This window comes from Herbaspirillum huttiense (assembly GCF_004367745.1).
Classification (GTDB): domain Bacteria; phylum Pseudomonadota; class Gammaproteobacteria; order Burkholderiales; family Burkholderiaceae_D; genus Herbaspirillum; species Herbaspirillum huttiense.
This window is the reverse complement of the sequence record NZ_CP037993.1, coordinates 656,171-680,094: the sequence shown is the minus strand read 5'-3', so window position 1 is coordinate 680,094 and position 23,924 is coordinate 656,171. Positions and strand designations below refer to the sequence as shown.

Annotated in this window: 20 protein-coding genes, 1 pseudogene and 1 riboswitch; of the genes and pseudogenes, 11 read left to right on the top strand and 10 right to left on the bottom strand. The window is 63.0% G+C overall.

Annotated features, from left to right (window positions below; all coding sequences use genetic code 11):
- Positions 1-33: 33 nt before the first annotated feature.
- Both E2K99_RS03105 and E2K99_RS03100 read right to left on the bottom strand, forming a co-directional pair.
- The gene (locus E2K99_RS03105) at positions 34-1,680 is read right to left on the bottom strand and encodes a methyl-accepting chemotaxis protein (protein ID WP_134221316.1); all 1,647 of its coding nucleotides are present in this window, start codon (positions 1,678-1,680) and stop codon (positions 34-36) included.
- Between the two features lie 327 nt (positions 1,681-2,007).
- Complete coding sequence (locus E2K99_RS03100) at positions 2,008-3,462, bottom strand: MFS transporter (protein ID WP_134221315.1); 1,455 nt, start codon at positions 3,460-3,462, stop codon at positions 2,008-2,010.
- A 129-nt stretch (positions 3,463-3,591) separates the two neighbouring features.
- Between E2K99_RS03100 and E2K99_RS03095 the strand changes: the two are divergent.
- The 3 genes and pseudogenes from E2K99_RS03095 (at position 3,592) to E2K99_RS03085 (ending at position 6,993) form a co-directional block, all read left to right on the top strand.
- A pseudogene (locus E2K99_RS03095) lies at positions 3,592-4,549 on the top strand (LysR family transcriptional regulator).
- A gap of 22 nt (positions 4,550-4,571) precedes the next feature.
- Positions 4,572-4,964, top strand: a complete 393-nt coding sequence (gene gloA2, locus E2K99_RS03090) for an SMU1112c/YaeR family gloxylase I-like metalloprotein (protein ID WP_134221314.1) — start codon at positions 4,572-4,574, stop codon at positions 4,962-4,964.
- Positions 4,965-5,109: 145 nt separating this feature from the next.
- Positions 5,110-6,993, top strand: coding sequence for an AI-2E family transporter (locus E2K99_RS03085; RefSeq protein WP_134221313.1), 1,884 nt, complete (start codon positions 5,110-5,112; stop codon positions 6,991-6,993).
- Between the two features lie 104 nt (positions 6,994-7,097).
- Here E2K99_RS03085 and ilvD read toward each other — a convergent pair whose 3' ends face one another.
- The 4 genes from ilvD to E2K99_RS03065 all read right to left on the bottom strand — a co-directional run bounded on the left by ilvD (position 7,098) and on the right by E2K99_RS03065 (position 12,577).
- Positions 7,098-8,960, bottom strand: a complete 1,863-nt coding sequence (gene ilvD / locus E2K99_RS03080) for a dihydroxy-acid dehydratase (RefSeq protein ID WP_121042856.1) — start codon at positions 8,958-8,960, stop codon at positions 7,098-7,100.
- 237 nt (positions 8,961-9,197) lie between these two features.
- Entirely contained in the window at positions 9,198-10,667 is a 1,470-nt protein-coding gene (locus E2K99_RS03075) for a KAP family P-loop NTPase fold protein (protein WP_166675035.1), read from the bottom strand.
- A 220-nt stretch (positions 10,668-10,887) separates the two neighbouring features.
- Complete coding sequence (mntP, locus tag E2K99_RS03070; RefSeq protein ID WP_039789456.1) at positions 10,888-11,469, bottom strand: manganese efflux pump MntP; 582 nt, start codon at positions 11,467-11,469, stop codon at positions 10,888-10,890.
- A 7-nt stretch (positions 11,470-11,476) separates the two neighbouring features.
- A riboswitch (yybP-ykoY riboswitch) is annotated at positions 11,477-11,658 on the bottom strand.
- 103 nt (positions 11,659-11,761) lie between these two features.
- Positions 11,762-12,577, bottom strand: coding sequence for a cation diffusion facilitator family transporter (locus E2K99_RS03065; protein WP_134221311.1), 816 nt, complete (start codon positions 12,575-12,577; stop codon positions 11,762-11,764).
- A gap of 267 nt (positions 12,578-12,844) precedes the next feature.
- Between E2K99_RS03065 and E2K99_RS03060 the strand changes: the two genes are divergently transcribed.
- Together E2K99_RS03060 and E2K99_RS03055 are read left to right on the top strand one after the other, a co-directional pair.
- A complete protein-coding gene (locus tag E2K99_RS03060) occupies positions 12,845-14,482 on the top strand; it encodes a DUF342 domain-containing protein (protein ID WP_134221310.1) in 1,638 nt (545 codons plus the stop codon).
- Between the two features lie 111 nt (positions 14,483-14,593).
- The gene (locus tag E2K99_RS03055) at positions 14,594-14,992 is read left to right on the top strand and encodes a hypothetical protein (protein ID WP_134221309.1); all 399 of its coding nucleotides are present in this window, start codon (positions 14,594-14,596) and stop codon (positions 14,990-14,992) included.
- Positions 14,993-15,013: 21 nt separating this feature from the next.
- On the opposite strand, the gene E2K99_RS03050 is transcribed toward E2K99_RS03055, so the two are convergent.
- The gene (locus E2K99_RS03050; RefSeq protein ID WP_034331884.1) at positions 15,014-15,862 is read right to left on the bottom strand and encodes a LysR family transcriptional regulator; all 849 of its coding nucleotides are present in this window, start codon (positions 15,860-15,862) and stop codon (positions 15,014-15,016) included.
- A 124-nt stretch (positions 15,863-15,986) separates the two neighbouring features.
- On the opposite strand from E2K99_RS03050, the gene E2K99_RS03045 reads away from it, so the two are divergent.
- The 5 genes from E2K99_RS03045 to E2K99_RS03025 all read left to right on the top strand — a co-directional run bounded on the left by E2K99_RS03045 (position 15,987) and on the right by E2K99_RS03025 (position 19,568).
- Positions 15,987-17,000, top strand: a complete 1,014-nt coding sequence (locus E2K99_RS03045; protein ID WP_134221308.1) for a bile acid:sodium symporter family protein — start codon at positions 15,987-15,989, stop codon at positions 16,998-17,000.
- 127 nt (positions 17,001-17,127) lie between these two features.
- Positions 17,128-17,499 (top strand): VOC family protein, encoded by a 372-nt coding sequence (locus E2K99_RS03040; protein WP_121042838.1) that lies wholly within the window; start codon positions 17,128-17,130, stop codon positions 17,497-17,499.
- 123 nt (positions 17,500-17,622) lie between these two features.
- The gene (locus E2K99_RS03035; RefSeq protein WP_166675034.1) at positions 17,623-18,372 is read left to right on the top strand and encodes a helix-turn-helix transcriptional regulator; all 750 of its coding nucleotides are present in this window, start codon (positions 17,623-17,625) and stop codon (positions 18,370-18,372) included.
- 115 nt (positions 18,373-18,487) lie between these two features.
- Positions 18,488-18,910, top strand: coding sequence for a DUF2325 domain-containing protein (locus E2K99_RS03030; protein ID WP_134221307.1), 423 nt, complete (start codon positions 18,488-18,490; stop codon positions 18,908-18,910).
- A gap of 133 nt (positions 18,911-19,043) precedes the next feature.
- On the top strand, positions 19,044-19,568 hold the full coding sequence (locus E2K99_RS03025) for a hypothetical protein (RefSeq protein ID WP_134221306.1): 525 nt from the start codon (positions 19,044-19,046) through the stop codon (positions 19,566-19,568).
- Between the two features lie 90 nt (positions 19,569-19,658).
- Here the strand turns inward: E2K99_RS03025 and E2K99_RS03020 are convergent, their stop codons facing one another.
- The 3 genes from E2K99_RS03020 to E2K99_RS03010 form a co-directional block, all read right to left on the bottom strand.
- Entirely contained in the window at positions 19,659-20,483 is an 825-nt protein-coding gene (locus E2K99_RS03020) for a diguanylate cyclase (protein WP_039789446.1), read from the bottom strand.
- A gap of 250 nt (positions 20,484-20,733) precedes the next feature.
- A complete protein-coding gene (locus tag E2K99_RS03015; RefSeq protein WP_134221305.1) occupies positions 20,734-22,302 on the bottom strand; it encodes a methyltransferase regulatory domain-containing protein in 1,569 nt (522 codons plus the stop codon).
- 54 nt (positions 22,303-22,356) lie between these two features.
- A complete protein-coding gene (locus tag E2K99_RS03010; RefSeq protein ID WP_134221304.1) occupies positions 22,357-22,791 on the bottom strand; it encodes a nucleotide pyrophosphohydrolase in 435 nt (144 codons plus the stop codon).
- Between the two features lie 159 nt (positions 22,792-22,950).
- On the opposite strand from E2K99_RS03010, the gene E2K99_RS03005 reads away from it, so the two are divergent.
- On the top strand, positions 22,951-23,544 hold the full coding sequence (locus tag E2K99_RS03005; protein ID WP_121042828.1) for an attG domain containing protein: 594 nt from the start codon (positions 22,951-22,953) through the stop codon (positions 23,542-23,544).
- Positions 23,545-23,924 lie beyond the last annotated feature (380 nt).

The following is a 23,924-nucleotide window of genomic DNA, read 5'->3' as shown; positions in this document are numbered from 1 at the left end:
GCGCCGGCCTGCCGCTGCTTCGCGCAGCCTGTCTCAATGCAAGGCCGCCAGCGGCGCACCCTGCAAACCCGGTGCAGCAGGCGCTGCAGTGCCACTGCCGGGCATGGTCGAGGCATCCTGGCGGATCTTGAAGATCGACACCACCTTCAGCAAGCCGCTGGCCTGTTGCGACAGCGACTGCGCTGCCGCACTGGCTTCTTCCACCAGTGCCGCATTCTGCTGGGTCACCTGATCCATCTGCACGATGGCCGTGTTGATCTGCTCGATGCCGCTGCCCTGTTCCTGGGTCGCGGTGGCGATCTCGTTCATGATCTCGCCGAAGCGCTGCACCGAGGCCACGATGCCGCTCATCTGCTGACCGGCGCTGGCCACCAGTTGCGAGCCAGCGCCAACATGCGCCATCGATTCCCCGATCAGGTCCTTGATCTCCTTGGACGCCACCGCACTGCGCTGCGCCAGCGAGCGCACTTCCGAGGCGACCACCGCAAAGCCGCGCCCCTGCTCACCGGCACGGGCCGCTTCCACCGCTGCGTTGAGGGCGAGGATATTGGTCTGGAAGGCGATGCCTTCAATCACGCCGATGATGTCGGCCATCTTGCCCGAGCTGGCCGAGATCTTGTCCATGGTCGAGACCACGCGATCGAAGGCTTCGCTGCCGGTGGCTGCCGTCTCGGCCGCACCACCCGACAGACGCAGCGCCTCGGCGGCGTGGCTGGTGTTCTGGCGCACGGTGGTGGTCAGCTCTTCCATGCTGGCGGCAGTTTCTTCCAGCGAGGCGGCTTGTTCTTCGGTACGTTGCGAGAGATCGAAGTTGCCCTGCGCGATCTGGCCGCTGGCCACCGAAATGGTCTCGGCCGCCGACTTGATGCCGTGTGCGATCACGTTCAACTGGTAACGCATCTGTTCAATGGAAGCCATCAGGCTGGAACCGTCGCCATCCCGCAGGCGCACGGTGGCGGTGAGATCGCCCGAGGCGATCTCGCGCGCGATGGCCTGCGCTTCCGACGGTTCGGCCCCCAGCTGGCGCAAGATGCTGCGTGCAATCAGGGCCGAGGCGGCGACTCCCACCAGCAGCGCCAGCGCGACGGCACTCAGCATCACCGTGCGCAGCCAGGCGTAGGTGGTGCGTGCGTCGGCGGCAGCTTCCTCATTGAGCTGGTCTTCAAAATCGGCCAGCTCGGTAAGCGATTTGATCCAGGCCTGCTGCTTGGGGCGCACTTCGGTGATGAGCACCTTCACGGCGTCGACCGGCTTGTTGTCCAGTCCCAGCTGCAGTGCCTTGGCCATCAGCGGCACGGTGGCGGCTTCATCGGCCTTGATCTGCGCCAGGAGCTGCTTCTCGCGCTCGCTGGTAGCCACTTCCGTGCTGAACATCTTGTCGAGCGCAAGCAAGGCATCGGCGTAAATCTTTTCCTGGCGCGCCAGTGTCTGCGACTCCACGCGCATGCTTTCCTGATCTTCCAGCAAGGCAACATTGCGAATGGCGATGGCGCGCTGACTCAATGCGTTGCGCAAGACGGTGACCAGCTTGGTTTCGGCATTATTGATGGCAGTGATGTCGGTGAGTGCATCATTGATGCGCGACATGCCTGCCATGCCCAGTACGGAAATGCCCAGCAGAAATACGAGAATCAGGCCGAAGCCCAACGCCAGCCTGGTCACGACTTTCAACTTGCCCATGGTATTGCCCCCTTTTGCGGTATCCCCCGGCCGATGGAAGGTGAGACCGGAGAGAGTTTGACGGAGCTTGCCCGGGAAGGACTGCGGGACCTGAACGCTTGATCGGGGCGAGGAGGATGAAGCGGGACGCTGTTGTGATTGTGTTTCGCCCTGGTGCAGTCAGTACGCCGGCAAGCAGAAGCAGTCTATGCTCCGGCCTGGCGGGACAAAGCGAGAATCAGCGAGGATTTACCGGCTCACTAAAAAGTTACCAATTTAGGTACATTTCAGTCACTGATGAGCTCGGCGAGCGTTGACGTTTTCTGCACCATGGCCCGCCAAGCCAGATCAGGCGGGCGATTGCTCCTTGCGCCGAAGACGGCTGGCGCTGACCGCAGTCGCCAGGGCCGTGGCCAATACCGCGATCCACAGCGCGAGACGAATCGCCTCGCCATCCTGCGCCGCACTCATGCGCACTTCCCCTTGCGCGACGGCACCGGCGGTGTAAATCGCCAGGACCGTGCCCAGCAAGGCGGCTCCCAGGCACTGGCCGAAGGTGCGCATGATGGCCAGCACGCCGGAGGCATTGCCGCTGCGTTCGCGGGCAACGTTGGACAGCATCTCGCGATTGTTGGGACTCTGGAAGAAACCGAAGCCCATGCCGCACACCAGGGCACGCCAGCCGATGTCCCAGGCCTGGGCGTGATCGGGCAGCAAGGCCAGCAAGGCCAGCCCGACCGTAAAGAGCGCCAGGCCCAGGCTCGACAGCAGCGCCGGTGAATGGCGGTCCGCCAGTTTGCCCGCATGCGGTGCCACCAGCACGATGCCCAGCGGCCAGGGCGTGAACAGCGCCGCCGATTCAAACGCGGTATAGCCATAGCCGTTCTGGAACAGGAAGGGCAAGGCCACGAAGGCGATGCCCTGCCCCACGAAGGACGCCAGCGAGGTCAGTGCGGCCAGCGAGAAACGCGCATTGGCAAAGATGTCCAGCGGCAACAGGGGCTCCGGCACGCGGCGCTGCCCGCGCACGAACGCGGCTCCGGCCAGCAGCGCCACCAGCGCGTAGGCTGCCGCCTCCAGCATGGCGTGCGTGCCCTGCCCCGGTTCGGCAAAGCGCGCACAGGTATCGGCGGCCATGATGATGGCACCCATGGCCAGCGCCGACCACAGCGCACCGGCCACGTCGAAGGGTGCCTGGGCCGGTTTGCGTGTTTCCGGAATGGCACTCCACGACAGCAGCACGGCGACGATGCCCAGCGGGACGTTGATGAGGAAGATCCACTCCCAGCCCAGCGCGGCCAGCAAGGTGCCGCCCAGTACCGGACCGACGGCGGTGCTGGCGGCCACCAGCACGGCATTGAGGCCAAGGATGCGGCCCAGCAGGCGATTGGGAAAGACGGTGCGATGGATGGCCGGCGCTATGCTCAGCATGGCCGCGCCGCCCAGCCCTTGCAGCACGCGCATGGCAATGAGCAGATCCACCGAGCGCGACAGGGCGCAGCCCAGCGACGCCAGCGTAAACACGGCGAGCCCGGCCGTGAACTGGGTACGAAAGCCCAGCCGTGAGGACAGGGCCGCAAACGCGGCCAGCGTCATCGCCGTAGCCAGCAGGTAGGCATTGGCCACCCACACGGAAGCCGCCGCCGAAGTCTGCAGGGCCAGGCTGATCTGCGGCAGGGCGACGTTGATGATGGTGCCGTCGAACACGGCCATGGTGGTGGCCATCATGACAGCCAGCATGGCGCGGCGGCGCTGCACGCCCGGCAGGCCTTCGTCGCCGGGCAGGTCGGTAAAGAGTGACATGGAGATCGCTTGGGAAGATCGAATCAGGTCTTCACTATAGCCAGCCGCGAGACAAGGCGGAAGACGCATGGCTTGCATTGGATCATTGCACGGGACGCCATGTCAGCCCTCGCATGCTAGGATGCTCCCATGCCCGATACCGACCTCAACCTCCTGATCGCACTGGATGCCCTCATCGCCGAAGCCAGCGTGGCCGGGGCTGCGCGCCGCCTGGGTCTGAGCGCCTCGGCCATGAGCCGCACCCTGACGCGCCTGCGCCAGGCGACCGGCGACCAGTTGCTGGTGCGCGCCGGGCGGCAGATGGTCCTGACACCCTGCGCGGAAGCGCTGCAGGAGCGTGTGCGCAATGTGGTGCATGAAGCGCGCTCGGTGTTGCGTCCTTCGGTACCGGAACTGGATGTGGCGCGGCTGGAGCGCGACTTCACCATCCGTGCCAACGAGGGCTTCATCGAAGCCTGTGGTGCCGCACTCATCAGTGCCGTCACCAGCGAGGCGCCGCTGGTGCGCTTGCGCTTCGCGCCCAAGGTGGAGCGCAGCCCCCCTGCCCCTGCGCGAAGGCAGTGCCGACATCGAAATCGGCGTGGCCAGCGAGATGGGGCCGGAGGTGCGCCTGCAGACCCTGTTCCGTGACCGCTTCGTGGGCGCAGTCCGGGTGGGGCATCCGCTGGCGGCCCTGCGGCGCGTGAGTGCCGAGCGCTATTGCGCATACGAACACGTGAGCGCTTCGCCGCGCGGCGACCGCGCCAGTCCGCTCGATACCGCGCTGGCCGAGCGCGGCCTGGTGCGCAAGGTGGTGGCGGTGGTGCCGAGTTTTCCCGGTGCGCTGGCGGTGGTGCGCAACTCCGACCTGGTGGCCATGGTGCCGCGCTCCTTCCTGACCACGGCCGGCACGCCGCGCAAGGATGGCAGCGCGTCCGGCATCCATCTGTTCGAATTGCCGATCGCGACCGCTCCCATCATCGTCTCGCTGATGTGGCATCCGCGCGTGGAGCTGGACCCGGCACATCGCTGGCTGCGCGACAAGGTGCGCGCGGTCTGTGCCGGGCTGGCGCAGCACGGTGCGGGTGCCAAAGGCCGTCCCGGCTGAACCCTTTTCCTGAAAGCATTCCATGCAACTGCAAGGCATTCATCATGTGGCCGTCATCTGTTCCGACTATGCCGTCTCCAAGGCCTTCTATGTGGACCTGCTGGGTCTGCGCGTGATCGCCGAACATTACCGCCAGGCGCGCGACTCCTGGAAGCTGGACCTGGGCCTGCCCGATGGCAGCCAGATCGAGCTGTTTTCCTTCCCTGAACCGCCGCCCCGTCCTTCGCGCCCCGAGGCCTGCGGTCTGCGCCATCTCTCCTTTGCCGTGGCCGACGTGGCTGCCAGCAAGGCTGAGCTGCAGGCCAGTGGCGTGGTGGTGGAAGACATCCGCGTGGATGAATACACGGGCCGGCGCTTCACCTTCTTCGCCGATCCGGATGGGCTGCCACTGGAACTGTATGAAGTGATCCGCTGAACTGGCCCGTCCGCAAGCCGCGCCACAGCTGAGCTTGCGCGGCATGGTGCAGAAAACGTCAAGCCGCCATGCGCGCACCGCAAGGGCAACGGCTATACTCGCGCTGCATTCCTGACCGGCCTGCCTTCCTGCCCACCTCCACGCCATGCAAAACCTCAAGACTTCCGCCTTCTCGCGCCTGAGCTCCACTACCCTGCTGGGGGCTGCCGTGGTGCTGGGCATGCTCTACTTCGGCCGCGACATCCTGGCTCCGCTGGCCGTAGCCGGCATCGCCAGCCTGATCATCCTGCCGCTGGTGAGGAAACTCGATGCCCTGGGCCTGAACCGGGCGGCGGCGGCCATGGTCTCGGTGCTGCTGGTCGGTGGCTGCCTGGTGGCACTGGCGGTGGTGCTGACCTTCCAGCTGGTGAGCGTGACCAGCGACCTGCCGCAATATCGCGAAGGTATCCAGGACAAGGTGGAAAGCGTGCGCGCCATGGCCGAGCGCCCCTTCGCCCGGCTGGAAGCCGAACTGAGCGCGGTAATCCCGCAGCCGGTTCCGGAGAGCGCGCGCAGCGGCAAGAAAAACAGCCGGACCGCGGCCGCCGCCGCTGCAGCAGCGGCCACGCCCGAGGCCGATACCCGCATGTCGGTGCGCGGTGCCTTGCGGCGCCTGTTTGCACTGGCCTGGGGGCCGATCGGCCAGGCCGGCATCGTGCTGGTGCTGCTGGTATTCATCCTGCTGGAACAGGAGTCCCTGCGCGAACGCCTGATCCGCCTGGCCGGGCTGACCGAGATGAGCCGCACCATGCAGGCGCTGGGCGATGCCGCCGAGGGCGTGTCGCGTTTCTTCTTTTCGCAATTCGTGGTCAACCTGGTGTTCGGCCTCATCATGGGCGCGGTGCTGGCCGCCGGCGGCGTGCCGCATGCGGTGCTGTGGGGGGCGCTGGCCGGGGTGCTGCGTTTCGTTCCTTACCTGGGCGCGCTGGCGTCCGGACTGATGATTTCGGTCTTCATCGCCGCCATTGATCCAGGCTGGTGGCTGGCGCTATCCTTCCTGGCCTTCTACGTCGGGCTGGAAGTGATCGTGGCCAACTTCATCGAGCCGCGCGTGTATGGCCATAGCTCCGGTCTCTCTCCCCTGGCGGTGATCGTCTCGGCGCTGTTCTGGGGCACGCTGTGGGGCCCCATCGGCCTGCTGCTCTCCACCCCGTTGACGCTGTGCCTGGTGGTAGCCGGACGTCACGTGGCCGCACTGGAACCGATCACCATCCTGCTGGGCGAAGCGCCGGACATGACGCACGCTGAGCGCTTCTACCAGCGCGCCCTGGCCGGTGAATCCGAGGCCATCATCCGCGATGCACGCGGCCATCTGCAAAAGCAGAGCTTCGCCAAGTATTGCGACCAGATCCTGCTGCCCGGCCTGGCCCTGGCGGCATTGGACCTGCGCCATGGCCGCATCGAGGGTGCGCAGCAAGAACGGCTGCTGCATTCGGTCTCGCAACTCACCGAAGTGCTCACGCAGAGCCCGGGCGCACCACGCAGCCTGCGTCGCCGGCGCGAAGTGCCGCTGCTCAACAGCGGCGTGGGCGCGCACCTGCGCGAACTGCGTCAGGCGCGACTGGGCCGCTGGCAGGGTTCGCTGGATGTGCCGCAGGGCTCGGTGGTGCTGTGCGGCGGCTTGCGCGGTGAGCGCGATGACCTGCTCTCCGAACTGCTGGTGCATGCCCTGCGCGTGACCGGCATCGATGCCCGCAGCATCACGCTGGACCAGCCCGAGGATGAACAGCCCGATACCAGCAAGGCGGAACTGGTATCCATCGTGTTCCTGGTCTATCCGGTGCGCGAGAAGCTGGAGGCGTGGATGGCGGTGGTGCATGACCTGCGCGAGAACCTGCCGCATGCGCTGCTGGTCACCATCCGCCCCTCATTCTTCAATGAAGAGGTAGAGGCCACGACCGTGAAAGAACAGGTGGACATGGTGCTGTCGTCCTTCGAAGAAGGGCTGGCGTTTGCGTCTACGCATATGCGACCGGCGATCAAGGCGTAAGCCCGCGCAACCTCAATGCGCAGGAGAAAAAAAACCGCCCGGCTCGCACCGGGCGGTTTTGCTTTTGCAGCGTCGTTTCGTCGCGGTCAGTGACGTCGCACGTATCAACGCTTCAACTGCGACAAATCACGCACGGCACCGCGATCAGCCGACGTGGTCAGCGCCGCATAAGCCTGCAGTGCCTGCGACACCACACGCTGGCGATTGCCCGGCTGCCACGCGGCATCGCCACGAGCGTCCATCTCGCTACGGCGCTTGGCCAGTTCTTCACCGGAGATGCGCAGGTTGATGGTGCGGTTGGGGATGTCGATATCGATCATGTCGCCCTCTTCCACCAGGCCGATGGCACCGCCTTCGGCCGCTTCCGGCGACGCGTGGCCGATCACCAGGCCCGAGGAACCGCCGGAGAAGCGGCCATCGGTGAACAGCGCGCAGGCCTTGCCCAGGCCCTTGGACTTGATGTACGAAGTCGGGTACAGCATTTCCTGCATGCCGGGGCCGCCCTTGGGGCCTTCATAGCGCACGATGACCACATCACCGGCCTTGACCTTGTCGCCCAGGATGCCTTCCACAGCCGCGTCCTGGCTCTCGAAGACGCGTGCGGTGCCGGAGAACTTCAGGATGCTTTCATCCACGCCTGCGGTCTTGACGATGCAACCCTTCTCGGCGATGTTGCCGTACAGGACCGCCAGGCCGCCGTCTTGCGAGTAAGCGTGTTCGCGATCGCGGATGCAGCCGTTGGCGCGGTCCAGGTCGCTGTCTTCAAAACGCTCTTCCTGCGAGAAGGCCGTCTGCGTGGGCACGCCACCGGGGGCGGCGCGGAACAGCTTGTGTACGGCCGGATCGCTGGTGACGCGGATGTCGAATTTCTCGATGGCTTCGCCCAGGGTCTTGCTGTGCACGGTCGGACGCGAGGTATCCAGCAGGCCGGCACGGGCCAGCTCACCCAGGATGGCGATGATGCCGCCGGCGCGGTGCACGTCTTCGATGTGGTACTTGTTGGTCATCGGCGCGACCTTGCACAGGCAGGGGACCTTGCGCGAGATGCGGTCGATGTCGGCCATGGTGAATTCCACCTTGGCTTCGTGGGCTGCGGCCAGCAGGTGCAGCACGGTGTTGGTGGAGCCGCCCATGGAGACGTCCAGGGCCATGGCGTTTTCCCAGGTTTCCTTGGTGCAGATGTTGCGCGGCAGGATGCTGTAGTCGTCCTGTTCGTAGTGGCGCTTGGCCAGTTCGACGATCAGGCGGCCAGCGCGCAGGAACAGTTCCTTGCGGTCGGCGTGGGTCGCGAGAACGGTGCCATTGCCCGGCAGCGACAGGCCCAGCACTTCGGTCAGGCAGTTCATCGAGTTGGCGGTGAACATGCCCGAGCAGGAACCGCAGGTCGGACAGGCCGAACGTTCCACCTCGGCCACGTCGGCGTCGGAGATGTTCTTGTCGCCGGCCTGGATCATGGCGTCGACCAGGTCGAGCTTGATGACCTTCTTGTCGGTGTTGACGGTCTTGATGACCTTGCCGGCTTCCATCGGGCCGCCGGAGACGAAGACCACGGGGATGTTCAGGCGCATGGCGGCCATCAGCATGCCCGGGGTGATCTTGTCGCAGTTGGAGATGCAGACCATGGCGTCGGCACAGTGGGCGTTGACCATGTATTCCACAGAGTCGGCGATCAGGTCGCGCGAGGGCAGCGAATACAGCATGCCGTCGTGGCCCATGGCGATGCCGTCATCCACGGCGATGGTGTTGAATTCCTTGGCCACGCCGCCGGCCGCCTCGATCTCGCGCGCCACCAGCTGGCCCAGGTCCTTCAGGTGCACGTGCCCCGGTACGAACTGGGTGAAGGAGTTCACGACCGCAATGATGGGCTTGCTGAAATCGCCATCCTTCATGCCGGTGGCACGCCACAGCGCACGCGCGCCGGCCATGTTGCGGCCTTGGGTGGTGGTATAGGAACGGTAGGTCGGCATGATGGGTGTCTCCTCAGGGCTGCTTAGGGAAAAAGGGAGCACAAGAGTGCCTTCGGGGAGAGTGTTTGTCCAATATATAATTCGATGACTATTAATATCTTTTACATATTATAAACTCAACCTCTTTTTAGCCCTTGGCCCCCAATTTGCTCGCAGGACAATGCGTATTGAAATGCATTAAGCAAATCCCCCTAATAAGGGTATTCGCACATGTTCTGCCCTACTCCGCGCGATGTATCACGAACCGATGAACCCGCCCGCATGTCGGATAAGGTTGGGGTAAAACGCAATCGAGTAGAAACTCTTAAAGTCTTCTGTCGACCCCACCATTTCGTGGGCCCTTAGCTGGTGTAGTAGGGAAGAGGGAAATTCATGAGTAATACCCCCTTCACTTCCAAGCTGAGATTTATTTTTCTGATAGTTTTGAAGATAAATATTTAAAACTTGAATGAATTCGATGCTACGCAGCTTTCCACTGTTGTAGTCACGCTCCTTAATTGAGAAGGTTCTCGGAGAGAGCAATTGCAACAATATTTGCGCGCCACTTTCGTGTCCCGAAATCAGTGCTTCAAATCGTTGGGAGTTCTTTTCATAAATAAATGCCAAAGCAAAGAGAAACCAACAATGAACGTCTTTCACAGTAACTCCCGCAAGCGCGGCCTCAATCAGTTGCATTGTACGAAGCTGATCTCTTAAACCTGCATCGAAGGCCTTCGCAAGCATCGTGAATACTTCTGCGACATCAACGTTGGGATATTCGCTTTGACTGAGACCATGAACATAGTTCTTTTCAGCAATAGCTGCATTACGAAAGAGCGCGCGCGAATATTCTTTTTGGTCTGGTTCTGGGAGGAGATATTCTTGATCGAAAAAACGTTTCAGATATCGAGCACCGTCGAAGTGTGGACCATAAATGGCCTGAGTAGAGTGAGCTAACTGGCTGCTGTTTAGTCCTACTACGAAATACACTCCTGGCACTCCGAAGAGATGCTTAATTCCTTCAAGAAGTTCGATTGCATAATTTGGCTGGCATCGGTCAAGCTCATCGACAAAAAAGAAGATAGGAAGTTGGAAGTTAGGGCTGTTTCCCAACGCAGAAACAAGTTCGCTCAGCTTCTCTCGAAAAATGCTGATTGAATACTCCTTTGCTTGATGCTCTTTCAGTGCCGCTCCGAAGGAGTCGGACAACCCGTTGATAAATGCATCCCTATCTTTGTGAATAGCATCCTCCGAGAGAAGGCTTTTAGACGATTCACCTTTGGCAATTGCTTCCAACTCTTCAAAACTCATATTCAGAAGTCGCTTCAGTGCAATTGCCCCCGCCACTTTCAACACTGGAGTAGTAAATTTTTTCAGTGCACCTATAGCCTCGGAAAGTCGCTGCTGAACCGTCCTGTCTTTTCGAAAAAGACATTCAAGTTCCTCTTCAATCTTGGCAATGAATGCCACCAACGGTTCAGGAGTGAAATCATTTTTCCAAGCATCGAAATAGACGGCTGGATAGCCCTGATGCTTGAGATCTTCTTGCCAGGCCTTTAGCAAGAAAGTTTTTCCGTAGCCCCACTCGGCATTGATGGCAAGAACAAACCCTTGTTCGAGCGGCTTATTGAAATATCTATTCCGCAGATGATTAGAAAGATAATTTGCTACAGCTTGACGGTTAAGCAAATCATTTTTCCAGAAATCGGGAGCAGGAGTATTGGACATACCTTTTCCTTTCATCTTATACGCTAGTAGATACGCGCAACTCTTCTAAAACATCTCAGAGCTGATTACTAAGAAATTGAATTAGAAGAGCGAAATAGTTTCGATAGAGCAAGGATCGTATTCAACGAAAACCAACGTCCATGTCGCTGCAAATAAGGCTCTTCACGTTATCGAAAGTTATCACCCATTTCTACAACATCGAAGCTTAGAGGCAACGATATCATCCGCCCGCGCGGCTCAGGTGTTCATAGAGGATCGCCGCACCCACGCCAATCAACACCACGCCACCGATGATCTCGGCACGCTTGCCGATCAGGTGGCCCAGCACGCGGCCGACCATCACGCCGATGGTGACCATGGTGGTGGTGGCCAGGCCGATCAACAGTGCGGCTTCGAGGATGTTGACGTCGATGAAGGCCAGGCCCACGCCCACGGCCATGGCGTCGATGCTGGTGGCCACCGCAGTGAGGGCCAGCATGACCACGGATTGCTTCTGCGGGGTGGCGTTGGCGTCTTCTTCCTCATCATCATCGCTGAGGCCTTCGCGGATCATGCGCGCACCCAGCACCAGCAGCAGCACGAAGGCGATCCAGTGATCCCATTCCGAGACCCACTTGGTGGCGACAGAACCGGCGAACCAGCCGATGAGGGGCGTGATGGCTTCGATCACGCCGAACAGCAGGCCGATGCGCAATGCCTGCAGGAAGCGTGGCTTCTGCATGGCGGCACCCTTGCCGATGGCGGCCGCAAAAGCGTCCGTGGACATCGCCAGCGCGAGGAGAAGGAGAGCGGGGAAATTCATGAGCGGGGATTCCTTGGCCGGGCGAAAAGTCCATGGACGCGCCTGCGCGCCCAGCCTGGCCGCAGGATACGTCTATGGTCTCGCCTACCTGGATGGCTACCCGCGCCACGGCAGCGATGCTGCCGAGAATGTTGACACGGGCTCTTCCGGATGACCCGGAAGCTGGCTACTCCCCAAAGAGAAGCCCGGATTTTAAACGAAGACGGCCGAGCTAGACAAGTTGTCGTGCCGGGTTCGTCAGAATGCTGCGGCGTACGCTACACAATGTATTGCCAGGCAGACATTGTGACGATCAGTACGCATCACCCTGCTCTACCGCATCGACCGGATCCACATGCGTCATCACATCCAGCACAGGATGCGCCGCCAGCACCCGGCTCCGCGCGTCGATGGCAATGGCATGGCCTTCGGTGACGGTGAGCGTGCCATCGATTTCCAGATGCACGTCCACCAGCGTGAGATCGCCCATGCGCCGCGTGCGCAAGTCATGCACCCCCTGCACTCCGGGCGTGGCGAGAATGGTAGCGCGGATGGCCTCGCCTTCTTCAGCGGACACGGCGCGGTCCATCAGGTCATGCAGCGCGCTCCAGAAAAATCCCCAGCCGGTGCGCACCACCATCAAGCCCACCACCGCCGCAGCCACCGGATCCAGCAAGGTGAAGCCCGCCAGGCTGCCGACGATGCCCAGCGCCACCCACAAGGCCGCCACATGGACCGGCGGCGTCTCGCCATAGTGCTGGATCTTCTGGGCCGCCGACACCAGCATGCCCAGGCCCACCGCCAGCAGCAATGCACCCAGCGCCAGCGAGGCCGCCGTTTCGTAACGCTGGTGACCATATTGGTGATCGTCGTCAGCCTGCTTGCGGCTGTGATGGCCCGCCAGCAGCACCACGAAATCGGAAATGAGATCGGACAGCGAATGAATGCCGTCCGCAATCAGGGCCTGCGATCCGGAGAACACGCCTGCAGTGACCTGCAGCATCACCAGCGCGATGTTGACCACGATGCTCACCAGCGTACTGGTGCGGCCAGCGCGATAACGGGCCGCACTCAATGCCTCATCGCGAGGATCTTCCCCCTTGAAGTCTTCTATTTGGGTACTTAACATAAAACCAACGATAAGAGCCTAATCTAGAGCCAAAATTGGCAAAACTTGTGCTATCGAACAAATTACTGGATCATCTTGCCACATTACAATGTCATCCGTATTGCGTCAGGGGGACTGCCGCCGCTTTTTTGCCGGTGCGGTCAGCAACGCGCCGGATCACGGCCCGCACCTCCATCGCACGACAAGACATCCCCGCGTACCTGGCTGGCGCCATGACACGCGAGCGATCCGAGACAGACCCGGTGCAGCCTTACATCGAGGAACAGCATGAACCAAGCAACTCCGCAACCGCTGTCGTTTGCGTTCGACAGGGCCAGCGGCGAACTGAGCGCCACCTGGCAACCCATACAGGGATTCCCGCCGCTGACGCTGGCCTTCCTGAAACAGGCCATGACCGATCATGGGCTGACCAAACTGTTTTTCCAGGATTCGGTCCTCAATGGCTTCGTGCGCAAGGCCGAGGATGCCAAGGAACCCGTCACCCAGGTCATCGCCGAACGGCGCGATGGCGAATTCTCGCTGGATGTGTCCGATGACCTGATGATGGCCTCGCTGACTTTGGTGCCGCCCTACGGTGGCCGCGCCAAGAGCGTGGAAGTGGTCAACGCCATCCGCGCCGCCGGCATCACTTACGGCATCCTGCACGAGCAGCTGCGCGGGGCGCTCTCGGCGGGCTTCTGCAACAAGCTGGTGGTGGCACAGGGCCTCATGCCCACGCCTGCCGAGCCGGCCCGTTTCGAGAGCCTGCTGGAAGAGAAGGAAGAAGAGCTGGCCGACATCGACGAAGATGCCGTGGTCTCCTATGCCGACATGGGCCACATCCTGCTGGTCAAGGTCGGTGATCCGCTGATGCGCCGCACGCCACCGGTACCGGGCCAGGATGGCATCGACATCCGTGGCGGCAAGGTGCCGGCACGGCCGATTGCCGACGTGCCCTTCTCCAAGGAATGCATCGGTGCCGAACCGAGCGAGGAAGACCCCGACCTGCTGGTGGCCATCGTGCCGGGTCAGCCCACCGTCATCAAGAATGGCGTGAAGGTCAACCCGGTGCTGGATGTGGAAAACGTCGACCTCTCCACCGGCAACCTGAGCTTCGAAGGCACGGTGCGCGTCTCCGGTGACGTGCTTACCGGCATGAAGATGAATGTGGGCGGCGACGTGGTCATCAACGGCACCGTGGAAGCGGCCGAGATCGTGGCCGGCGGCAGCGTCACGGTCAAGGGCGGCGTGATCGGCCACAGCGAGGGCGTCACCGCCCAGGCCGGCACCACCGCCATTGCCTCGCGCATCAGTTCCCAGAAATCGGTGCAGGTGATGTTCGCCGAGAGCGCCCACATCGAAGCCGCCGACGACATCCTGGTGCTGGGCAACGCCCGTCACTGCGAGCTGCTGGCCGGCAACGAGATCACGGTCGGCAAGGGCAATCCGCGTACCGGCCACATCATCGGCGGCCGCGTGGAAGCGACCAACATCATCCGCGCCAACGTGATCGGTGCGTCCACCACCACGCATACGCGCGTCCAGGTCGGCCTCGATCCGTATCTGGAAGAGAAGATCGCCATCAAGGAACAGGAATACACCCGCAAGGTGGCCGAGCTCGATCGCACCATCAAGCAGCAGAGCTACTACAAGCTCAATCCCGAAAAGGCCACCCCCGAACTGCTGCATGAGACCAGCGACAAGCGCAAGGCGCTGGCCTACGAGGTCAAGGTGTTGCTGGAAGAAGTGAGCCAGATGAAGGAAGGCATGGTCGCTGCCGAGGACGCACGCATCATCGTCGCCAAGGCCGTCTACGAAGGTACGGAATTGCGCATCGGGCACGAAGTGTGGCCGGTGCAATCCGACCTGGGTGGCGGCACCGCACAGCTGTTCGAAGGCGATATCCGCTACAACCCGAAAAAGTAGTTTTCCCAGGTTTTTCTTGTTTTCCGCCAGCCTGTGGATAAATCGTTTATAGCATTTGCACTTCGGTTATCCACAGGCCGTTCCGCGCTCACGCACTGATTGCTCCCGCTCATGCAAGACCTGCTCCCCCATCCGGACCTGGCGCAACTGCGCACCTTGGCAGCCGACAGTGCGGCCATCACCATGGATTGCAATTGCCGCGCGGCCGACAGCAGCGGCTGGATCAGCCTGCCGCTATCGCTGCCGGAAACGCAACTGGTGGACGTGGCCACGCTCATTGCCGATCCCTACGACGAACCGACCTTCACCGAATACCATCCGCAGGGCACCCGCTACGCCTCGCCCGAGGCTCCCATCGCGCCGGCCTGGTATCCGTACAACCGCTGCAATATCGCGCGCTGCACGCAATGCGCACGCCACTACCTGCGCTACATGGAAGCCGGTGGTTATTTCGTGGATCGCCGCATCCGTTCATTGAATGCTCCGGCGCTGATCGTCGAGGCGGCCTGACACCCGCTCCCGCTGTGCTGTTCAGCCCCGGCTCAAGCGGCTGGCCATCAGGATCTGGTACAGCGTATCCGCCGGCCGCGACAAGCGCCGCGCGGTGAGCGCCACATATTCCACATCCGGCAGGCGCGGCAGCGCCGCATGATTCAGCGGCACCACCAGGTCACGCGAGGCCAGATGCTGCGGCAATGCCGCCAGCCCCAGCCCGCCGCGCGCCGCCGCCATGCAGCCCGCATGACTGCCGCTGGTGCAGACGATGCGCCAGTGATGGCCTGACTTGCCCAGCGCCTGCAAGGTCGCCGCACGCGTGATGCTGGGCTCGGGTAGCAGGATCAGAGGCAAGGGTTCGGTGAGGTCAACCAGGGTATCGGGCCGCGTGAGCCACTGCATGGGCGTGGAGAACATGCTGTGCCCGCGCGATTCGCCGGCCCGCCGCTTGCCGACCAGCAAGTCCAGCTTGCCCTGGTCCAGCGAGGCATAGAGCTCGCTGGTGAGACCGATGGTGATTTCCAGTTCGACTTCCGGATGCTGGCTCCGAAAGGCCGCCAGCATGTCCGGCAGCGGGCCCATGGCGAGGTCGTCGGAGGTGCCGAAGCGGACCCGGCCGCGCAGGCGCGGGGCGCTGAACTGCGCTTCGGCGCGGGCATGCGCCTGCAGGATCAGGCGCGCATGCACCAGCAGGCTTTCGCCATCAGCGGTCAGTGCCAGCGAATGCGTATCGCGCACGAAGAGGCGACGGCCCAGGCTCTCTTCCAGGCGGCGGATGTGGTCGCTCACCGTCGATTGCGTCAGCCCGAGCTGGCGCCCGGCCTCGGTGAAGCTGGACGAGGTCGCGGCAGTAGCGAAGGTCTGGAGCCAGAGCGGATTGAGCATGAGGCCATTATCATCGGAGTTTCCGATGACAGTCAACGTGATCAGAGGGGTTCCCGATGGCCGTGCGCTTTCCTATCATGAGGGCAAACCCGAATCGTCCCTTCATTTTCTTCGCGAGCGCGCCATGAACCGCTTTCTCCCCGACCGCTTCACCCAGTTGCTCATCGGCACCGTGCTGCTGGCCACCTTCTTCCCGGCCACCGGCAGCTTCGAGCACTTCATGCACATCGCCAGCAATGCGGCCATCTCGCTGCTGTTCTTCCTGCATGGCGCCAAGCTCTCACGCGAGGCGGCCCTGTCCGGACTGAAGCAACCGCGCCTGCACCTGCTCACGCTGGCCTCGACCTTCCTCCTGTTCCCGCTGCTGGGCCTGGCCTTGAAGAGCATCGTGCCGGATCTGCTGACGCCGCAACTGTGGATGGGCGTGCTGTTCGTCTGCACGCTCTCCTCCACCGTGCAATCCTCGATCGGCTTTACCTCCATTGCACGCGGCAACGTGCCGGCGGCGATCTGCGGTGCCACTGCATCGAACCTGCTGGGCATCGTCATCACGCCGCTGCTGGTGACCTTGCTGCTGCATCGTCATCACGAAGCCAACGGCATGTCGCAGGTGCTGAGCATCCTGCTGCAACTGCTGCTGCCCTTCGTGCTGGGCAACCTGATGCGTCCCTGGATCGGTGACTGGATCAATCGCCACAAGGTCATCGTCAATGTCGTCGATCGCGGCGGCATCCTGTTGTCGGTCTATGCCGCCTTCAGCGTGGCCGTGGCACAGGGCGTGTGGCACCTGTTCCCGCCGGGGCAGCTGGCCTTGCTGGTGCTGGTCAATGCGGTGCTGCTGGGGACCGTGCTGCTGGTGACCACCTATGGCGCCCGCGCCCTGAAGATGCCGCGCGGCGATGAAATCGTACTGGTCTTCTGCGGCTCCAAGAAGTCGCTGGCCTCGGGCATCCCCATCGCTTCAGTGCTGTTTGCCGGCAGCGGGGCAGCGGTGGTGCTGCTGCCGATCATGCTGTTCCACCAGATGCAGCTGATGCTGTGCGCGGTACTGGCGCGGCGCTATGCGGCTCGCAAGGAAAGTGAACAAAGCGGCGAGCACCCGCAGCAGGAGGGCGTACCGGCGGCGGCGACGCGCTGATTGCTGACCGTTTCTTCCCGCGGGCGCGAGGGCTACTGACAGGACGGTGTCAGTAGCCCTCGCGCATGATGCGTTCCATGCCAGCCGGCATAGACAACGCTCCCCTCCCAAGAAAAGGAAGAACACCATGCAAACCCAAGTCAACTGGTTCGAGATCGCCACCAAGGACCTGCAGCGCGCCACCCGCTTCTACGAAGCCGTCTTTGCCACCAGGCTGCGCCAGGAGCAGCTGTCCGAGGAAGGCCCGATGGCCATCTTCGTGCGCGATGACGGCCAGTCCATCGGCTGCCTGACCGGCCCCGGCTGGCTGGAGCCGACCCGCCAGGGCACGCTGATCTACCTCGATGCCGGCCCCTCGATCCAGGCCGTGCTCGACCGCGTCAAGGCGGCCGGCGGTGAAGTGACCATGGAGCGCTTCCAGCTGCCCAACGATATCGGCTACATCGCCCAGTTCATCGACAGCGAAGGCAATCGCCTGGCCTTGCACGCGATGCATTGAACGGACCGGATCGGCTCGCCAGGCCAGCGCCATGCCCGCATCTTGCACAGCAGCATCGAAGTTCGTGGCGGGCCGGGAGCATGCGTGCCAGAATGGCGCGCATCATTTTTTCCTCTGCCTGTCATGCGTCGAGCCGACCGCCTGTTCCAGATCACCCAGTACCTGCGCGGACGCCGTCTCACCACGGCGCGCCAGCTGGCGCAATGGCTGTCGGTGTCGGAACGCACGGTCTATCGCGACATCCGCGATCTTTCGCTGTCGGGCGTGCCGGTGGATGGCGAAGCCGGGGTCGGCTACCGCATCAAGCCTGGCTATGACCTGCCGCCGCTGATGTTCAACGCCGATGAAATCGATGCACTGGTGATCGGCATGCGGATGGTGCAAGCCTGGGGCGGCCCGCAGCTGGGCGCCTCGGCGGCCTCGGCACTGGCCAAGGTGGTGCTGGCCCTGCCCAAGGAAAAACGCGATTTCGTCGAGGCCACGCCGCTCTTCGCGCCGGCCATGCAGGACGACTGCGGCCAGGGCGAGCGGCTGGAAGCCATCCGCCAGGCCATCAACAGCCGTCACAAACTGCTGCTGCATTACACCGATGCCCAGCAACGCAGCAGCCAGCGGGTGGTGTGGCCGCTGGCGCTGGCCTTCTTCGGCGGCACCTGGCTCTTGGCCGCCTGGTGCGAAACGCGTGACGATTTCCGCTCCTTCCGCCTGGACCGCGTCCGGCAGATGAGCGAACAAGGCCATTATCCTGACCGCAATGGCCGCCGCCTGCCGGACTTCGTGCGGGCCATGCAGCGCCAGGTGCGCGCACAGCAATCCTCCGCGGCGGCTCCGGCAACACCACCGGCGCCTGCCGCCCCACCGCCCGCTGCCTGACCGGGCGTGGCGCTGCGCCAACGCAAAGCGCATATGCTGCTGCAAATTGATTCGTTCGCAAGCCGGGGCACCGGGGTTAGGCTGGGACCGTCACTCACTTCCTGCGAGTCCCTTCATGCGTGCTGCTGCCTCTGCTTCCGCTTCGGCCTCCACGGCCGGCCCCATCGCCTTGTCCCTCGATGACCGCTGTGTGCTCTGCGTCGGTGGCCTGACCGGTGCCCGCAATCACTACCGGGCCGAGATCGAAAACCGCGCCGGGCGCTTCCTGCATCACGATGGCGGACGCGAGGACAACCTGCACCGGCTCACGCCCATGCTGGCCGCCGCCGACATCGTCATCTGCGCCTCCGGCAACATCAGCCACAACGCCTACCACCTGGTCAAAAGCACCTGCAAGAAGCTGGGCAAGCCCTGCGTGCTGGTCAAGGGCACCGGCATCGCCTCTTTCCTCGATGGCCTGGGCCACCTGGCCGCCAGCGAAGCACCGCAGGAAGGACGCTCGGCCCGCGGCGACCGGGTGTTGCGCGGCAAGCGCTAGGGCCTGTTCCCGCCAGCAACAAAAAAACCCCGCTGTTTGGAAAAAATCTCAAATCCCCCCTACAATCGACTCCCCGGCCCGCCCTGCGTGCCGTACCGACAACATGCCAAGACGGCAATTTCCGGGAGTTCGTTTGAAGATCGTATCTCGCCTGCGCACCTGTCTGCGCCCGCGCCTGTGCGCGCTGGTGCTGACGCTGGCCGGTGCCGTGGCCGGCGCACCGGCGGTGCAGGCCGCACCACAACCCAGCTTCGGCATTGAGGTCGGCAATGCCTTGCTGTGCCTCAACCAGCTCAACAGCAAGTATTTCTTCGATTACCTCGTGGCCGCCTTCGGCCCACCCTACAAGACGGAGGGCGGGGCCTACTGGTTCAAGGCCACCAATGTCACGCTGTGGGGCATGCAGGCCACCGATTTCCTGGTCAATGACAGCAGCAGCAGCCAGGCCGACTTCATCGGCGCGTATTTCAACACCACGCCGGTCAAGCTGACCGATGCCATCAAGGGCGCACTGGGCATCCGTTTCACTCCCGAAGATGATTCGGCCTATCCGATGAGGCAGTCGCAGGCCGGCAGCAAGATCGTCTACAACGATACCAACGCCAAGATGTATTGCGCCAAGTCCAAGTTCCTGGTGCCGGGGCCCGAGCAGCCCTGAACGCGGAGCGTCGAAGAACCATGAAAAATGCGGCCCGGTGGGACACCACGGGCCGCATTGTCATTGGGGCAGCGGGTAGCGCTATGCAGCTCAAGCCTTGCGGAAATCGTCGGTGGTGCGGATGCAATCGCGCCCCGCTGCCTTGGCCAGGGCCAGCGCCTTTTCCGATTCGCGCAGCACGGTATCGGGTTCGTCGACCTGACGCTGCGGGGCCACGGCGGCGATGCCGATGCTGATGGTCACGCGGCCGGTCGGGCTGGCACTGTGCTCGATGTTGAGCTGTTCGATCGACTTGCGGATGCGTTCGGCCACGATCAGTGCGCCGTCCAGGCGCGAACCCGGCAACAGCACGGCGATCTCCTGGGTACCGAAACGCGAGAGCAGATCTTCCGGACGCACGTTGGTATCGCGGATGGCGCTGCCGACCCGGCGCAAGACCTTGTCGCCGGCCATGCGGCCATAGCTGGCGTTGTATTCATCGAAGAGATCGATGTCGATCATGATGATGGCCAGCGACAGGTTGGTGCGCGCCGCGCGGTTGAATTCTTCCAGCAGGCCGCGCTCGAACTGGCGGCGGTTGGCCAGGCCGGTCAGCGCATCTTCCAGGCCGACGCGGGCCAGGGTCTTTTCCATTTCTTCCAGGTGGGTGCGGGCATCATCGCGTTGCTCCACCAGTTGCTTGTGCTCTTCCTGCAGCTGCTGCATGCCGGCCTCCAGACCGGACAGCGGTTGCAGCAGTTGCCGCGCCAGCACCCAGGACAGCAGGGCCGACACCAGCACCAGGACCACGGCGGCGACCGCCAGGCCCTGCGTGCTGCCATTCATGGCCAAGGCGGTCAGCACGATGGCGGTGAGCAGCGCAGCGGCGGTACCGGACAAGGTCAGGCGTGTTTGGAGTTGACGGGACAGGGACATAAGCTGAAAACCGACTTTCCTAAAAGAGAGGTTCGGCACCGGCAGGACAGGCGCGGCAGGCACGGCAGTGATGGGCGGCAATATGGCCACGCGAAATCGTACAGGCTAGTTCGCTGCGATGCAACGCGATTGCCGCCCTGCACGCAGGATAGGCGTGCTTGTCAGGGCGCTGTCATGCGGACGTCAGGCCGGGTGTGAGGAATTCACGACAAACGCGGCGGCAAGCTCATCCATGGCATCGGCACGCGCATCACGCCACCTGCAGCGCCCGCAGCAAGGGCAGCCTGGTACGCGCGAAGAGCCGCGCCTGCGTCGCCAGTTCAGCCAGGTTCTCGTCCTCGGCTTCCAGCCGCACGCCATCGCGCACCAGCCGCTTGCCCTGCGCAGCGATGTGCTGCCAGGCCTGGGCGGGCCAGGCTTCGACATCGTCACCGCAGACTTCGCGCGCCAGCAGGAACAACTGCTCGACCCGGTCCACCTTCACGCCACCGCCGGTCAGCGGGCTGACCAGATGAGCGATGTCGCCCTCCTGGCTCTCCGGCAGCACCAGCGCTGCGCGATGCAGGAGATAGGCATTGAGGTCGGCCGTGCGGCGCGCGATCTGGGCCTGGGTGGCGGCATCCAGCTCGGGGGGCAGCGGAGCGGCGTGGCCGGTGCCGATCAGCATCAGCGCCGAATCGATCACCTGCGACAGGTTCAGGTTGCGATGCGCCAGCGAGGCCGCCAGGTCCACCAGCGTGTGCGGCTGGTAGTCCGAGAGCGCCTGCAGGATCGGTTCGTAGATGAGCCGGTTGAGGGTGATCTCGGCGGCCACGTTCTGAATCGTCAGCGGCACCTTGTCCGGCTCGGTCAGCAGCACCACGCTTTGCAGCGCCAGCGCCTGCACGCGCTGGCGCTCGTCCAGCACCTGCCCGCCGCGCACCCAGTAATCGCGGCGGAAGGTCTGGTTGACCATGAAGTCGCGCGTGCTCTGGTACAGCACCGGGTCGTCGATCTCGGCCAGGCACTGGCGCTGCGCCGGGGTCAGGTTGGCCATGTCGAGGTGATCGATGTAGTGCGCCGGGCAGGCGAACTGCAGACCGGCCTGCGAGAAGCGGCGATGGATCTCGGCAAAGGGCTCGGCGTGCCAGTCGCGATTGAAATATTCGTGTGCGAGGTAGCTGCGCGACTGCTGCTGCAGCATTTTGAAGCGGTCGCGCATGAAGGGGTTGGCCTGGGCATAGACCGGGTCGGTCTCGAAGAGCCGTGTGGCAAAGGCCAGCGCGGCCTCGATGCGAGCGGCCGTGGGCAGGCCGCGTTCCTCGTTGCCGGCCAGTTGCGTGTGCTGCACCAGCAGGTCGCGCAGCGGCATGAAGGCCGACCAGCCCGGCTGGGTGTTGTAGCTCAGATAGAGCACGCCGCCCGGCTTGAGCTTGCGGTCGATGAAATCGAGAATGATCTCGCGGTTGTCCTCGGAGACCCAGCTCCAGATGCCATGCAGGGCGATGAAATCGAAATCCGGCAGATCGTCGCGACGGCAGAAATGCGAGAAGCTGGAATCCTCCAACTGCGCGCCACTGCCACTGGCCGCCGCCAGTTCCTGGGCGAAGGCCGCCTGCAAGGGATTGAAATCATTGCCCCACCAGCGCGTGGTGGATGCCGCTGCGTGAAAATTGGTCGACAGGCCCTGCCCGAAACCCAGCTCGCAGGCGGTCTGGATGGCCGGTGCCTGCAGGCCGTGGAAGGCGAAGGCCAGCGGCAGGCGGGCCGGATTCATGCCGGGGTAATAGCCGTAGGTGTAGGCGATGTCGACGACGTAACCGTCATTCCAGTTGGTCAAGGCGAGCTCCGGGCAGCGAACATGAGAGGGAGGAAAGCAAGGACAGCGCCAGCCTCAGCCGGCGCCGGAGGCATCATCGCCGGCGTCGGTAGCGGCAGCCGGCCCGGCCAGCGCGCTGTATTTGCGCGCATTGCCACGGGCCAGTTCAACCGGATACTTGCGGCGATTCAGTTCCATTTTTTCCAGCACGGCGCTGCGCAGGTCGACGCCGGTATGGTCGGCCAGCTGGATCAGATAGACCAGCACATCGGCCATCTCATGACGGATGCCTTCGCGCGCGGCGTCATCGAGTTCATGATCGGCACCCGTCGGCAGCCACTGGAAGTGCTCCATCAGCTCGGCCACCTCCACCGAGAGGGCCATGGCCAGGTTCTTGGGCGTATGGAAACGCAGCCAGTCGCGTTCGCTGGAAAAGCTACGGATGATCTCGCGCAATTCGTGCAGATCGGACGGGGCAGCAGCGGGCTGGCCGGAGGGGGAAGCGGTCATGGGCTTGGCGTGGGTCTGGATGTTGTCGTCTTGGCCTTGTTGTCGGCAAGGTACTTTATCACCAACCCACACATACCGGCCTCCACACTTGATCTGCGACAGCTTGTATCCCACGGGAATGATGCACAATGTAGCGCAACACACGACATTCTGACGAACATGCTGACACTTTTACGATCTCCGCTGCGTCTTCTGTCCTGCACCCTGCTGGCCACCACGCTGCTGGCGGCCGGCTGCGACCGCCACATCGACCAGGAGCTGGCGGCCCACGAAGCGGCCCAGACCACGCTGGGCCTCACTCCCAAGCAATTTGCCGATCGCTTCAACAACCGGCTGGCCGACGTGCTCAGGGACATGAAAGTGGAAGAGCCCGAGCACATGGCCCACCTCTACATGCTGGACGCGTCGCGCCTGCATCCGGGCAAATATGAATACGTGCTCGACACCCAGGTCGGCCCGGCCCGGACCACGCTCATCGGCACGCTCAACAAGAAGGGTGAGCTGCGCAACGTGGGCGTGATGATGACCAACAAGGTGCCCGGCGCCCGTGACGAATTCCTGATCTGCGCCTCCAGTGCCGCGCGCAGTTTCATCTCCGGCAGCGAGGACAAGCTGCTGCCCCTGATTACCCGCCTCACCACGGTCGCCCTGGACAATCCCGGCCAGCGCATGACCGAGGTGGTGGCCGACCAATTGCTCTCGGTAGAACTGGTGCCGCAAGGCGTGCTGTTTCAGGTACAGCCGCGCCAATAAGCGACCACCATCATGCCGATGACGATGATGAACGGAAACAATTTCCGTTCATCATTGCCCCTGCCCCGCCCGGCAGGAATGCTGCTCCCGTTTATGGTTCACCCATGGAAAGTCCCGCCTTTTTGACCGATTGAAAGCGCGGCACAGCGTTTAGATTCTGGTCATCATGGTTTCCGTGTCGCGCCGCCCAAGCCGGATACAGGCTGGCGTCGCACATCTTTCGCGGAAATGCCATGGAACGCCATGACACCGACACGCAATTCCACACCAGGCCGCACGCGGCCCGGTATTAAAACGGGGTCGCCGCGCTTGGGGACGAAGCACGGCGGCTTTCTACAACAGCGGCAGGACCGTGACCCCGCAAGGTCAGCAACGGTCAG

What these genes read in the sequence shown, in the direction of transcription:
- E2K99_RS03105 (WP_134221316.1), bottom strand. Translation starts at nt 1,680, where the DNA reads ATGGGCAAGTTGAAAGTCGTGACCAGGCTGGCGTTGGGCTTCGGCCTG.
- E2K99_RS03100 (WP_134221315.1), bottom strand. Translation starts at nt 3,462, where the DNA reads ATGTCACTCTTTACCGACCTGCCCGGCGACGAAGGCCTGCCGGGCGTG.
- gloA2 (WP_134221314.1), top strand. Translation starts at nt 4,572, where the DNA reads ATGCAACTGCAAGGCATTCATCATGTGGCCGTCATCTGTTCCGACTAT.
- E2K99_RS03085 (WP_134221313.1), top strand. Translation starts at nt 5,110, where the DNA reads ATGCAAAACCTCAAGACTTCCGCCTTCTCGCGCCTGAGCTCCACTACC.
- ilvD (WP_121042856.1), bottom strand. Translation starts at nt 8,960, where the DNA reads ATGCCGACCTACCGTTCCTATACCACCACCCAAGGCCGCAACATGGCC.
- E2K99_RS03075 (WP_166675035.1), bottom strand. Translation starts at nt 10,667, where the DNA reads ATGTCCAATACTCCTGCTCCCGATTTCTGGAAAAATGATTTGCTTAAC.
- mntP (WP_039789456.1), bottom strand. Translation starts at nt 11,469, where the DNA reads ATGAATTTCCCCGCTCTCCTTCTCCTCGCGCTGGCGATGTCCACGGAC.
- E2K99_RS03065 (WP_134221311.1), bottom strand. Translation starts at nt 12,577, where the DNA reads ATGTTAAGTACCCAAATAGAAGACTTCAAGGGGGAAGATCCTCGCGAT.
- E2K99_RS03060 (WP_134221310.1), top strand. Translation starts at nt 12,845, where the DNA reads ATGAACCAAGCAACTCCGCAACCGCTGTCGTTTGCGTTCGACAGGGCC.
- E2K99_RS03055 (WP_134221309.1), top strand. Translation starts at nt 14,594, where the DNA reads ATGCAAGACCTGCTCCCCCATCCGGACCTGGCGCAACTGCGCACCTTG.
- E2K99_RS03050 (WP_034331884.1), bottom strand. Translation starts at nt 15,862, where the DNA reads ATGCTCAATCCGCTCTGGCTCCAGACCTTCGCTACTGCCGCGACCTCG.
- E2K99_RS03045 (WP_134221308.1), top strand. Translation starts at nt 15,987, where the DNA reads ATGAACCGCTTTCTCCCCGACCGCTTCACCCAGTTGCTCATCGGCACC.
- E2K99_RS03040 (WP_121042838.1), top strand. Translation starts at nt 17,128, where the DNA reads ATGCAAACCCAAGTCAACTGGTTCGAGATCGCCACCAAGGACCTGCAG.
- E2K99_RS03035 (WP_166675034.1), top strand. Translation starts at nt 17,623, where the DNA reads ATGCGTCGAGCCGACCGCCTGTTCCAGATCACCCAGTACCTGCGCGGA.
- E2K99_RS03030 (WP_134221307.1), top strand. Translation starts at nt 18,488, where the DNA reads ATGCGTGCTGCTGCCTCTGCTTCCGCTTCGGCCTCCACGGCCGGCCCC.
- E2K99_RS03020 (WP_039789446.1), bottom strand. Translation starts at nt 20,483, where the DNA reads ATGTCCCTGTCCCGTCAACTCCAAACACGCCTGACCTTGTCCGGTACC.
- E2K99_RS03010 (WP_134221304.1), bottom strand. Translation starts at nt 22,791, where the DNA reads ATGACCGCTTCCCCCTCCGGCCAGCCCGCTGCTGCCCCGTCCGATCTG.
- E2K99_RS03005 (WP_121042828.1), top strand. Translation starts at nt 22,951, where the DNA reads ATGCTGACACTTTTACGATCTCCGCTGCGTCTTCTGTCCTGCACCCTG.